The sequence below is a fragment of the Flavobacterium sp. genome, from assembly GCF_043722275.1.
Taxonomy (GTDB): domain Bacteria; phylum Bacteroidota; class Bacteroidia; order Flavobacteriales; family Flavobacteriaceae; genus Flavobacterium.
This window is the reverse complement of the sequence record NZ_JAYSPC010000113.1, coordinates 1-12720: the sequence shown is the minus strand read 5'-3', so window position 1 is coordinate 12720 and position 12720 is coordinate 1. Positions and strand designations below refer to the sequence as shown.

The window sequence follows — 12720 nt, the reverse complement described above, 5'->3', positions numbered from 1 at the left end:
AGTAAATCACCACTATTTAATACAACTTAAAATATCTTCCGAACACTTATGTTTTAAAAACCTGTCGGGTTTGACTGAGTATGTCATTTCGACGAAAGGAGAAATCTCACTCGTAACTCGCCAAAGATTTGCAATTTTAGGGATGAAGTTTCTTGTAATTGTGTAGAATGGATTAAAATCCATCCCTTCAATATGTTTTGTTCCTCCGGAACTTTATAAAACAGGAAATCATTTAATTTTATCGAATAAACCAAAAAGATAAAACTAAACGAAAAAGTAAACCCGACATGTTTTTTAAAACCTGTCGGGTTTGATTATCTATATAAAATAGCTTAAAGTCTGCAAATTAAACCAATTTTTTTTCGAATGCTTTTCGTGCTGCACCTCTAAAAAATACCTCGCCACAATACGTATAATTTAATCTGTCTAAAATTTTTAGCATTGGAACATTGTCAAAATTCGTATCTACTTTAATGCTGTAGATATTTTGTTTGAGGCATAAATCCTCGATATTTTCAAAAAGCTTTGTGGCAATACCTTTGCCCTTTGTTGATTTTGCAACCGCAACACGATGTATAACAGCATAATCGCCATCAGTAAGCCATTTGCCTTGAATCTCTTCATAAGCAGGTTCAATGTCGAAGATTATTGCAGCATAACACAAAATTGTTTCGTTTTCTGTCAATACATATCCATAACCGTTTTTGATGTCATTCTGAACCGTAAGTTCATTAGGATAACCGTCCTGCCATTGTGTACTTCCGTCTTGTCGCCTTTGTTCAATAGCATCTTGCAGAATATTCCAGATAAGAGGCGTTTCGGCAATATCAGCTTTTCTTAAAATTAACTGTGAGGTTGTGTTGCTCATTTATTTGAAATTATACTGAATTAATGGGGTAATTTATCTTTTATCAAACCGTAAAACCAAGTTCCTAAAATAGCACTTAATAAAGTAACCACAATTACGGTAACTCCGGTACCAATTTGGGCAAAAAGAGGTCCGGGACAAGCTCCCGTAATTGCCCATCCAAAACCAAATAATAATCCACCATAAATTTGTCCTTTACTAAAAGTTTTAGGCTGAATTTCTATTTTTTCTCCCTGAATGGTTTTGATATTGAATCTTTTGATGATTTGAACCGATATAATCCCCACAACAACCGCGCTTCCAATTACGCCATACATAAAGAAGGATTGTAACTGAAACATTTCCTGAATACGAAACCAACTAATGATTTCGGCTTTTACGAATACGATTCCAAAAAGAATTCCAACCAACATATATTTTAAGTTTGAGAATCCCGAATCTTTCAATTGGCTTCCGTTGATTCCTTCAGTATCTGTGTTTTTATTTTCTAAATTATTCATTTTTGAATTTTAAAGTGAAAGAATATTTTAAAGAGCAAGAATATAAGGTAAAATCAAATTCGCCATAATAAAACCGCCAATCATAAAACAGATTGTCGCTACTAATGAAGGCCATTGCAAATTCGAAATTCCCATAATTGCATGTCCGCTTGTACATCCGCCGGCATAACGAGTTCCAAAACCAACCAGAAATCCACCAACAACAATCATAATAAATCCACGAAGCGTGAATAAACTTTCCCATGAAAAAAGTTCTTTTGGCAATAATCCCGTACGATCTGTAATTCCGTAAGAGTTTAATTGTTCCGAAAGTTTGGCAGTAATTTCAACCGGATTGGGATTTGTTAAAAAATATGCAGCAATAATTCCGCCCAGAAAAATCCCGAAGACGAAGAACAAATTCCAACTTTCTTTTTTCCAATCATATTTAAAAAACGAAATATTTGCAGGAATGCACATTGCACAAATATGGCGCAATGACGAACTAATCCCGAAAGATTTATTTCCGATAATCAATAATATAGGAACAGTCAATCCAATCAACGGACCCGCAACGTACCAAGGCCAAGGTTCTTTTAAGATTTCTAGTAGGTTCATTTTTTTAGGTTTTGAGGTACAAAGGTTCAAAGGTTCAAAGGCTAAACCTTTGTCGCTTTGTACCTCTGTACCTTTGTTACTTTTTACTTTAATACTTTACTTTGGCAAACAAAATCTGATTTTGGAATATTTGTTTTTGCAATCGCTCCAAAACCACCGTCAATTTCGGTAAAATTTCTGAAACCGCGCGCTTGTAAAATCGAAGCAGCGATCATACTTCGATATCCGCCGGCGCAATGCAAATAAAAATGTTCGTTTGGGTTAATATCTTTCACCCAGTCATTTATATAAGCAAGCGGTTTACTGTACGCATCTTCAATATGTTCCGCTTCGTATTCCGTTTCTTTACGAATATCGATTATTTTATCTTCTTTAATATTAAATTCTGAAGCAAATTGTTCCGCCGAAATTCGGTTTACGGTATCAGTTTCGAAACCAGCTTTTTTCCACGCTTCAAAACCGCCATCAAGATGACCAATAATCGAATCAAAACCTACACGGCTTAAACGCGTAACGGTTTCTTCTTCAAGACCAATTTCGGTAACTAAAATAATAGGTTGTTTTACATCGGCAACCAAAGTTCCAACCCACGGCGCAAAATCACCGTTGATTCCTATATTAATTGATTGCGGAATATATCCTTTGTAAAAATCAGCACTTTTACGAGTATCTAAAATCAATGCTCCGGTTTCTTCGGTAACAGCCTCAAAATCTTTAGCATCAATTGATTTCATTCCGTTATGTAAAACCGATTCAAAGCTTTCGTAACCGCCTTTATTCATTGCCACATTCATACTGAAATAGGCTGGAGGAGGCAATAAACCATCGGTAACTTCGGTAATAAATTCAGCTTCTGTCATGTTAGCTCGCAAAGCATAATTATTTACTTTTTGATTCCCAATAGTCGAAACGGTTTCTTTACTCATATTTTTTCCGCAAGCGCTTCCTGCTCCATGCGCAGGATAAACGATAACATCATCGGCAAGCGTCATGATTTTATCTCTTAATGAATGAAATAAAATTCCCGCCAATTGATCTTGTGTCATTCCGGCTGCTTTTTGAGCAAGATCCGGACGACCAACATCACCTATAAATAAAGTATCTCCAGAGAAAATTGCGTGATCTTTTCCGTTTGCGTCAATCAATAAATAAGTCGTGCTTTCCATAGTGTGACCCGGAGTATGCAAGGCTTTTATAATGATATTCCCAATTTTGAATTCTTGTCCGTCTTTGGCAGAAATGCAATCAAATTCACAAGTTGCATTTGGTCCGTAAACAATTGGGGCATCAGTTTCTTTGCTCAAATCAATATGACCGGAAACGAAATCAGCGTGAAAATGCGTTTCAAAAATATATTTTAATTTAACAGAATCACGTTCTAAACGATCTAAATAAGGATGGATTTCACGAAGCGGATCTATAATTGCAGCTTCGCCATTTGAAGTAATATAATAAGCACCTTGTGCAAGACATCCGGTGTAAATTTGTTCTATTTTCATGATAAATATTCTAAAAATATGGGAATACAAAGGTAACCTACTTTTTTATTAAATAGGGTGACTAATGTTACACAAATTTGATTTTTGTGTAAAAAATGGAATTTCACCATATAAGTCATATAAGTAAATTTAAGACTTCACGTAATTTGCGTTATGCTAAAATTAAATCTTTACCATATAAGCTATATAAGTGAATTTAAGACTTCACGTAATTTGCGTTATGCTAAAATGAAATCTTTACCATATAAGTTATATAAGTAAATTTAAGGTTGACTGTACCTATGCGCAAAGCTAAAATGAACTTATATAACTTACATGGTAAAAAGAAAAATCTGCGTAATTTTACAACTCTACGAAAATCATTGATATGAACACAGAAGATTTATTAAATCAAATAGCTTTTGTAAAAGAAATTGATAAAGTAAAATACATTCAGCGCAAAACGAAGCTGTTTAATAGCGACCGAAACGAAAATGACGCAGAACACAGCTGGCATCTTGCTTTAATGGCGATTGTTTTAGCCGAACATTCAGATCAACCGATAAACGTTTTGAAAGTCGTGAAAATGGTTTTGATTCATGATATTGTAGAAATCGATGCCGGAGATATTTTTATTTACGATTCAATAAAAAATCACGATAATACAGATGAAGAACGATTGGCGGCGAATCGTATTTTTGGTTTGCTTCCGAAGAAACAAGCCGAAGAAATGATTGCCATTTGGGAAGAATTTGAAGCGGGTGAAACCAACGAAGCAAAATTTGCAAAATCAATGGACAGACTTGAACCTTTATTGCAAAACACATCCAATAATGGCGGAACCTGGAAAGAATTTGATGTAAATTATAATAAGGTTTACGAAAAAAAGAGTGTAATAAAAGAAGGTTCAAAAACTTTATGGAACTACGCCGAAGGATTAATTAATGAAAGCGTAGAAAAAGGAATTTTAAAGAAGGACTGATAGTTTTAGAAAAAGTTCCGGAGGAACAAAACATATTGTAGGGATGGATTTTAATCCATTCTTCACAAAGTTTAGACACAATCTTGTCATTTGACGCAGGAGAAATCTCCGCAAGTAGCTCCTCAACGAGAATCAAATCTTTGTCGAGTTTCTAGCGGAGATTTCTCCTTCGTCGAAATGACAAACTTTGGCAAAGTTGTTGAAAAGTTTAACAAATATCAGGTGATAAACTTTTTTTAAAGGCAGTGATTTCGGGTTTTAATGGGTAAATTTGTGGGACTTCATAAATAAAATACCACTATGGAAGAAATGCTTTTTTATGACCGAATGCAATTCGCCTTCACAATTACTTTTCACTATCTTTTTCCGCAACTTACAATGGGTCTTTCGCTGATCATTGTTTACTTCAAATGGAAATATCTTAAAACAAAAAACGAACAATACAATCATGCGACTCATTTCTGGATGAAAATCTTCGCCCTCAATTTTGCAATGGGCGTTGTCACCGGAATCCCAATGGAGTTTCAATTTGGAACTAACTGGGCAAAATTCTCTGAATTAACCGGCGGAATCATCGGTCAGACTTTAGCAATGGAAGGAATGTTTTCCTTTTTCTTAGAATCATCTTTTCTCGGTATCTTTTTATTTGGAGAAAAAATAATTGGACATAAATGGCATTTTGTCACCGGATTATTGATTTGTATAGGTTCCTGGGCAAGCGGATATCTAATTATAGCAACACATTCCTGGATGCAGAATCCTGTAGGTTACGAGATTCTTGAAAACGGAAGATTTGTACTGACGAATTTCAAAGCATTATTTCTAAATCCGTGGTTATGGCCGTCTTATTTGCACAATCAGGCAGCATCTTTAGTCACAAGTTCATTTGTTGTGGCTGGAATTGGAGCTTTTTATATTTTAAGTCACAAGAATGTTTCTTTCGGAAAATTATTTCTGAAAACTGGCGTAATCTTCGGATTGATTTCGAGTATTATTGTCGCAGTTCCTACTGGGGATTTACTGGCTAAAAATGTTGTAAAATACCAACCGGTAACTTTTGCCGGAATGGAAGGAATTTTTCATACTGAAAAGAAAGGTTCTGAAATTGTTTTAATTGGCCAGCCAGATGTAAAAGATAAAAAACTGGATAATAAAATTGCGGTTCCTAATATCCTGAGTTTCCTGACTTACGGAAATTGGGAACAGGAAATCAAAGGTTTAGACCAATTTGAAGAAGATCTTCACCCAACTAATATTTCCGGATTGTATTATGCGTATCATATTATGGTAGGACTTGGTACATTATTTATAGGTTTGATGGTTTTGGCACTTTTTCAATTGATTCGAGGCAAATTATTTGAAACCAAATGGATTTTATGGTCGCTGATGTTTATGATGCCGTTTCCTTACATTGCCAATACAACAGGCTGGTACACTGCCGAATTAGGACGACAACCGTGGCTCGTTTATAACTTGTTGCGAACCTCAGCGGGAGCATCGCCAACGGTTTCATCCGGAAATACCTTGTTTACTTTACTGGGTTTTATAGGATTATATCTTTTACTTGGAATGTTGTTTTTGCTTTTGATTGGAAAAATCATCAATAAAGGACCTCATAATGTTGAACTCAATACAGAAAAAATATAGATATGGAATTTTTTTGGTACGTTGTTTTAATGGGAATTCTGGCTGTTTATATTGTATTAGACGGTTACGATTTTGGAGCAGGAATAATTCATTTATTTTTAGCTAAAAACGAGAAAGATAAAAAAGCAATTACAAGCGCAATTGGTCCGTTTTGGGATGCAAATGAAGTTTGGATCATTGCTGCGGGAGGCGTTTTGTTTTTTGCTTTCCCAACTTTATATGCTTCATCATTCAGTGGGTTTTATTTGCCGTTGATTATGATTTTATGGCTTTTAATTTTCCGTGCGATTGGTCTGGAAATGCGCGGACAAGTACATCACCCAATGTGGGAAGCCATTTGGGATAAAGCTTTTGGAATCGCGAGTTTACTTTTGGCTTTATTTTTCGGGATTGCTTTGGGGAATATTGTTCGTGGTGTAAATCTGGGAATGGTAACAAACGGTGTATCAACACAGGAACCGCAATTTTTCTTTTTGCCTTTATGGAATCCAACTTTTAGTCCGCAAGCAAATGAACTGGGAATTATCGATTGGTTTACGCTTTTTCTGGGAATTGTAAGCGTTGTGGCTTTGTCGATTCACGGTGCAAACTGGATTATTTATAAAACCAATTCATCTTTGAATCCGCAACTTAAAAATGTGGTTTTTAAACTGAATATTGTTTTACTGGTTTTGGTTTGTATTTCATTGCAAATCTGGCATTTTATTGAGCCAAGACCGTTTCATAATTTTGTAGAAAATCCAATTCTTTGGTTTTTTCCTGTAATGACTTTTGTTGGAATTTTAGGATTATTCAAAGTTCGTTCATGGCAAAAGGACGGAATGGGATTTTTATTTTCGACTTTGTTTCTTGTTGGAGGATTTGCTTCAACAGCCGTTTCGATTTTCCCGAATGTTTTGCCTTCAACAAATAAAGTAAATCCGTCATTAACAATTTATAATACTGCGGCCGGAGAATATGGTTTAAACGCCGGAATGAGTTGGTTTTTTATTGCTTTGTTTCTCGTGATTATTTATTTCATTATTCAATACCGCGTTTTTAGTGGTAAAATGGATGAGGTTGGGTATGGGGAGCATTGATTTTTAGAGACTATTCACTAAATTAAAATTATGATTAAATTTAAAAATGAACCTGTAACTTGGGGAAGGTTAGATTATGAAATTATATCTCGTGGTTTTTTAAAACCATATTCTGATGATGAAGCCTTAAAAGAAGATACATATTGGCTAAAATCAGAGGATTATAAAGTAATTGAGTTTAATTGTTTAGACTTGTCGGATAAAGAAATAATGCATAATACACTACATGCTCAATTTGATTTTCCAAATTATTATGGACATAATTGGGATGCCTTGCAGGAATGTCTAAACGAAATTGAAATCACAGATAATGGTTTAGTTGTTGTTTTTAATAGCTTGGACAAAATAAATAATAAAATAGCGTATAATTTAATCGATATATTCGTTTCAAGTGCACAAAGGCATCGGATATTTTCAGAAATATTATTGATATTAATTAAAGTAGAAAATAGAAATTTTACTTTGAATCCTTTTGGAGCTAGTAATTTTTTTTGGTATTAAAAGATAAAATTAAAAGCGCTTTTTATGAATTTTTTAAACGTTTAGTTTTGAATAGCCGTGGGTTTTAACCCACGGTTTTTTTAATTTAAGTGTATGGCTTTAGCCAAATTATTAAGTTTGTTTGGCTAAAGCCAAGAATAATTGCTCAAATATTCCGTGGGTTAAAACCCACGGCTAGTCAAATTTTTAGTTTTAGAATTTAATTTTCTAAAAACCACATTTAGCATGTAAAGCGTATCTTACAAAAAATAACCTGTATTTTACCAAATCAACAATTTCTAAAGAATTTTAAATATCTTTGAACTATGAGCACAGCAACAAAACCAAAACATATCGGTAGAAATATTAGCCGAATCAGAGAGCTTCGTGGAATGAAACAAGAGATTCTTGCGGAAGAGATTGGTATAAGTCAACAAACTATTTCCAGCATTGAAGGAAGTGAAGAAGTTGATAATAAAAGACTTGCAGAAATCGCAAAAGCACTTGGAGTTACGGTAGAAGCGATTGAAAACTTTTCGGAAGAATCAGTTTTTAATTTTTTCAATAATTTTTATGATAATAGCGCGAGTAATGGACAAGGTGCATCTGGACCTATTTTTACTTTCAATCCTTTAGATAAAATGGTTGAACTTTATGAACGTTTGGTTTTGGCTGAAAAAGAATTAGTTAATGCCGAAAAAGAAAAAGTTCAATATCTTGAAAAACTTTTGAATAAATAAAATCTCAAAACCTCTAGTTTACTCAGGTTTGCGTTAGGGATAGAAGCGATATCTCCCGATTTAGAAAAACAAGGCTTTTTAGCCGTAGTTTTTGTTAATTGGGAATTTAGCGGATAGCCCGACCGTAGGGAACGCCCAAAATATATTAATCCGTTTACTCGAAATGAATAAACGGATTTTTAGTTTTTGTCATTTCGACAGAAATCACATGTACAGAATCGACAAAGATTTTCGCTTATCTTTGCGGAGTTACTTGATGTGATTTCTCCTTTGTCGAAATGACAATGATTGCGAAAAATCTGCGAGAGAAAAACCTTAAAATAAAACCTCCTTAGTAATAATATAAAATCCCATCACAAGAACAAACCATCCAAAAATGGGTTTTAGTTTTGTGCCGTCGATTTTTTTTGAAAGCTGACTTCCTATTAACATTCCTAAAAGTGCCATTCCTGAAACGCCTAATAAAAAAGGATAATTTATGGGAGTTCCTATGTATAAATCGCCCGCAAAACCTATGGAGGAATTTATGGTGATGATTAATAACGATGTTCCTACGGCTTGTTTCATGGGTAAATTTGCGAAAAAGAGTAGAGCAGGAATGATGAGAAATCCTCCGCCGGCGCCAAGAAATCCGGTTATAATTCCTACTACAAAACCAATTATGCTTAATTGTATATAGTTGGTTTCGGTGGTTTTTATTTCGGGTTTGTTTTTTCTAATCATTGATATTGCTGCGGTAATCATCAAAATAGAAAAAATAATCATAATCAGAAAATCTTTTGAAACGGAATATGAAGCAATAGAAAACAACGTTGATGCAATTTGTGGAAAAATAACTTCTCGAATTATCAGAATCGAAATCACAGATGGAATCGCAAAATATAATGCCGATTTCAGTTTTAGATTTCCCATTTTGTAATGGCTGTAACTCCCAAATAAAGCGGTTGAACCTACAATAAATAACGAATATGATGTAGCTTGCTCCGGATTTACCTTAAATAAATATACTAATATAGGAATGGTTAATATAGATCCTCCTCCGCCAATTAATCCCAGCGAAATCCCGATAATTATCGAAGCAAAATAACCTATATATTCCATTGCATTTGTTTTATGCAAAGGTGCTTTGATAAAAAGAAATCTACAGTAACATTTATCACATAAGGATATTTTTGTTGGCTGAATTATCGCCCACGGATTTGGCGGATTAAACCGGTTTCCACTGATTTATTTTTTTGGTTGTCACATTGAGCGGAGTCGAAATGCTTTGCGGGTTCTCGACTCCGCTCAATGTGACAAATCAGAACTTCAAAATCAAGAAAAAAAGAAAAAATCTGTGAAAACCCCGTTCAATCCGTAAAACCCGTGGGCTAAACATTTACTTCAAAAGTTCGATTTGATTTCGATTGAGTTTGACCAAACCTCTTTGTTCCATTTTTTTGAGTAATCTTGAAACAACTTCTCTGGATGTGTTTAATTCGGTTGCGATTTCCTGATGTGAAAGATTGACTTCAGACAGCCACAAGCATTAGAATGACGTTTGAGATAAAATTCTAAACGCTCATCCATAGAGCGAAAAGCGATATTGTCTACAACTTCCAGAACTTCTTCAAAACGGCTTCGATACGTTTCAATTACAAATTCGTACCAGGTTCTGTGTTCCATCATCCATTTATCCATCATTTGCAACGGAATCATCATTACCGAAACATCTTCGACAACTTTTGCCATGATTTGGCTTTTTTCGCTTTTGGCGGTGCAAATCATCGAAATCGCGCAGGCTTGTCCGGGTTGGAGATAATACATTAGAAATTCGCCGCCATCTTCGCCTTCGCGATAGATTTTAATTTTTCCTTTGGTGATTAAAACGGTATTTTTTATGTATTGTCCGGTTCGCATTAATATTGTTCCGGCTTCAAAATCTTGCAGGCTTCCGTTTTCTTCGATTGTCGAAATAAGTTCTGTGGAGAAATTTGGAAATATATTTTTAAGCGAGTTTTGCATTTTTTATTGTTGGAGATTATTAGCCCACAGATTTTACGGATTGAACTGGTTTTTACAGTTTTTTTTTCGCCACGAATTCACGAATCTACACGAATAATTAGTGAGAATTTGTGCAATTCGTAGCAACTTTTTTAATCATTTTAATCTGTGGCTAAAAAAATATTCGCCATGAATTGTACGAAGTTGTGCTAATTAATTCGTGAAATCGTGGCTGACTTTTTTATCAAATAGAAATTAAAACATATAATTTATTACAAAGATAGCAGATTGAAATGGTTATAATTATGAGAAAACTATATTTAGATGCATTTTATCAAAATGAAAAAATCCTATTTTCTATCGATTTTATAGACTGTATTTTTGAAAATAGTGAGTAAATTTGTATTTCACTGATTATAATACTTTCTCTAAAACGTTTTCTGAGAATAATAATCGAAATCGCATTTGGCACGTTTTTAATTAATAGAAACGTCGTAATTTTACAAAAAACAGATACTATGAATTTATCACAAGAAGATTGGGTTAATCAGCTTGCTGCTGACGAGAATGCAGTTATACTGGATGTAAGAACTCAAGACGAATTTAATGACGGCTATATCGAGAATGCCGTAAACATTGACATTAATAAAGGTCAGGGTTTTATTTATGAAATCGAAGAATTAGATAAAAATAAAAATTATTACGTGTATTGCCGTTCCGGAGCCAGAAGTGCAAAAGCATGTCAGGTTATGAATGAGTTAGGTATAGAAAATGCCTATAACTTGCTTGGCGGAATCCTGGATTGGGAAGGCGAAACTATAAATCCATAAAACAAAATAAGAGGCAATAATAAGCCTCTTTTTTCTTTTAAGCGCTATTAATAACCAAACATAAATTACCAGATTATGAGTTTAATACCCGAAGAATATCAAATTACAACGCTTATAAACCAGGATACTTATCTTGTAAATGGCGAATTGAAAAAATGGACAGGACAAACCACTCCTGTTTTTTCGACCATTTCATCTACAGAAAAATATACGCCAACATTATTAGGATCGATCCCATTTATGGGAGAAAAAGAAGCCGCCGAAGTTGTTGAAGCTGCAAATGGAGCCTACAATAAAGGACAAGGATTATGGCCAACAATGAAAGTTGCGGACCGTATTAAATGCATGGAAAATTTCGTGCGACAAATGAAGGAAACCCGAGAAGAAGTGGTGAAACTTTTGATGTGGGAAATAGGAAAAAACCTTGGCGATTCGCAAAAAGAATTTGATAGAACGGTAGAATATATTCAGGACACAATTGATAGTTATAAGGAATTAAACGGACGCAGTTCGCATTTTGAAAAAGTTCAGGGTGTGAATGCTATGATTCGCCGCGGACCTTTGGGAGTTGTATTATGTCTTGGACCTTACAATTATCCGTTAAATGAAACTTTCTCATTATTGATTCCGGCAATAATTATGGGTAATACGGTTATTTTTAAACCTGCAAAACATGGTGTTTTATGTATTTCACCATTATTGCATGCTTTTAGAAGCAGTTTTCCTAAAGGTGTTATAAATATTGTTTATGGTCGAGGTCGCGAAGTAGCTTCTCCGATAATGAAATCAGGGAAAATTGATGTTTTGGCGTTAATTGGAAACAGTAAATCTGCAATTGCGTTACAGGATCAACATCCAAATAAAAACAGATTAAGATTAATTCTAGGTTTAGAAGCTAAAAATCCCGCTATTATTTTACCAGATGCTGATTTAGATCTGGCAATTCAGGAATGTATTGCAGGTTCTTTATCTTTTAATGGTCAGCGTTGTACGGCTTTAAAAGTGCTTTATGTGCATGAATCAATTGCTGAAGAATTTAATAAACGTTTCTCTGAAAAAGTAGATGGTTTGGTATTTGGGAATCCGTGGGAAAAAGGAGTTTCGTTAACGCCACTTCCTGAAGCCGAAAAACCAGCTTATATTCAGGGATTAATTGACGATGCAACTTCTAAAGGAGCAAAAATACTGAACGAAAAAGGTGGAAAACATACGGAAAATTATATTTTTCCGGCAGTTTTATATCCTGTAGATAAAAATATGCGTGTGTATCACGAAGAACAATTTGGTCCGGTTGTGCCTATTATCTCATTCAAACACATTGATGAACCTCTGGATGATATGGCCGAATCAAATTACGGTCAACAAGTAAGTTTGTTCGGGAAGGATATTAAAACTTTGGCACCGCTTATTGATTCTTTAGTGAATTTAGTTTGCAGGGTAAACCTGAACAGTTCTTGCCAGAGAGGTCCGGATGCTTTTCCGTTTACAGGTCGTAAAGACTCGGCTGTTGGGACTTTGAGTATTCCTGATGCATTG

Annotated in this window: 12 protein-coding genes and 1 pseudogene; 7 read left to right on the top strand and 6 right to left on the bottom strand. The window is 34.6% G+C overall.

Annotated features, from left to right (window positions below; genetic code table 11):
- Nucleotides 1-346: 346 nt before the first annotated feature.
- The 4 genes from ACHZDT_RS14375 to ACHZDT_RS14360 form a co-directional block, all read right to left on the bottom strand.
- Entirely contained in the window at nucleotides 347-868 is a 522-nt protein-coding gene (locus ACHZDT_RS14375; RefSeq protein WP_394775313.1) for a GNAT family N-acetyltransferase, read from the bottom strand.
- 20 nt (nucleotides 869-888) lie between these two features.
- Entirely contained in the window at nucleotides 889-1368 is a 480-nt protein-coding gene (locus ACHZDT_RS14370; RefSeq protein ID WP_394775312.1) for a DUF6691 family protein, read from the bottom strand.
- Between the two features lie 27 nt (nucleotides 1369-1395).
- Nucleotides 1396-1965 (bottom strand): YeeE/YedE family protein, encoded by a 570-nt coding sequence (locus ACHZDT_RS14365; protein ID WP_394775311.1) that lies wholly within the window; start codon nucleotides 1963-1965, stop codon nucleotides 1396-1398.
- A gap of 83 nt (nucleotides 1966-2048) precedes the next feature.
- Nucleotides 2049-3464, bottom strand: a complete 1416-nt coding sequence (locus ACHZDT_RS14360) for a rhodanese-like domain-containing protein (protein WP_394775310.1) — start codon at nucleotides 3462-3464, stop codon at nucleotides 2049-2051.
- Between the two features lie 367 nt (nucleotides 3465-3831).
- On the opposite strand from ACHZDT_RS14360, the gene ACHZDT_RS14355 reads away from it, so the two are divergent.
- The 5 genes from ACHZDT_RS14355 to ACHZDT_RS14335 all read left to right on the top strand — a co-directional run bounded on the left by ACHZDT_RS14355 (nucleotide 3832) and on the right by ACHZDT_RS14335 (nucleotide 8371).
- Nucleotides 3832-4425 carry an HD family hydrolase gene (locus ACHZDT_RS14355; protein WP_394775309.1) on the top strand — a complete coding sequence of 198 codons (594 nt, stop codon included), beginning with the start codon at nucleotides 3832-3834 and terminating at the stop codon, nucleotides 4423-4425.
- A 300-nt stretch (nucleotides 4426-4725) separates the two neighbouring features.
- A complete protein-coding gene (locus ACHZDT_RS14350; RefSeq protein WP_394775308.1) occupies nucleotides 4726-6072 on the top strand; it encodes a cytochrome ubiquinol oxidase subunit I in 1347 nt (448 codons plus the stop codon).
- Between the two features lie 2 nt (nucleotides 6073-6074).
- On the top strand, nucleotides 6075-7151 hold the full coding sequence (cydB, locus tag ACHZDT_RS14345; protein WP_394775307.1) for a cytochrome d ubiquinol oxidase subunit II: 1077 nt from the start codon (nucleotides 6075-6077) through the stop codon (nucleotides 7149-7151).
- 30 nt (nucleotides 7152-7181) lie between these two features.
- Nucleotides 7182-7652, top strand: coding sequence for a barstar family protein (locus tag ACHZDT_RS14340; RefSeq protein ID WP_394775306.1), 471 nt, complete (start codon nucleotides 7182-7184; stop codon nucleotides 7650-7652).
- A gap of 305 nt (nucleotides 7653-7957) precedes the next feature.
- A complete protein-coding gene (locus ACHZDT_RS14335) occupies nucleotides 7958-8371 on the top strand; it encodes a helix-turn-helix domain-containing protein (protein ID WP_394775305.1) in 414 nt (137 codons plus the stop codon).
- A gap of 315 nt (nucleotides 8372-8686) precedes the next feature.
- Here ACHZDT_RS14335 and ACHZDT_RS14330 read toward each other — a convergent pair whose 3' ends face one another.
- Nucleotides 8687-9472 carry a sulfite exporter TauE/SafE family protein gene (locus ACHZDT_RS14330; protein WP_394775304.1) on the bottom strand — a complete coding sequence of 262 codons (786 nt, stop codon included), beginning with the start codon at nucleotides 9470-9472 and terminating at the stop codon, nucleotides 8687-8689.
- A 277-nt stretch (nucleotides 9473-9749) separates the two neighbouring features.
- Nucleotides 9750-10375: pseudogene (locus ACHZDT_RS14325) on the bottom strand (Crp/Fnr family transcriptional regulator).
- Between the two features lie 497 nt (nucleotides 10376-10872).
- Here ACHZDT_RS14325 and ACHZDT_RS14320 point away from each other — a divergent pair.
- Both ACHZDT_RS14320 and ACHZDT_RS14315 read left to right on the top strand, forming a co-directional pair.
- On the top strand, nucleotides 10873-11184 hold the full coding sequence (locus ACHZDT_RS14320; RefSeq protein WP_394775303.1) for a rhodanese-like domain-containing protein: 312 nt from the start codon (nucleotides 10873-10875) through the stop codon (nucleotides 11182-11184).
- A gap of 75 nt (nucleotides 11185-11259) precedes the next feature.
- The coding region (locus ACHZDT_RS14315; protein WP_394775302.1) for an NADP-dependent glyceraldehyde-3-phosphate dehydrogenase at nucleotides 11260-12720 on the top strand (1461 nt) is incomplete at its 3' end.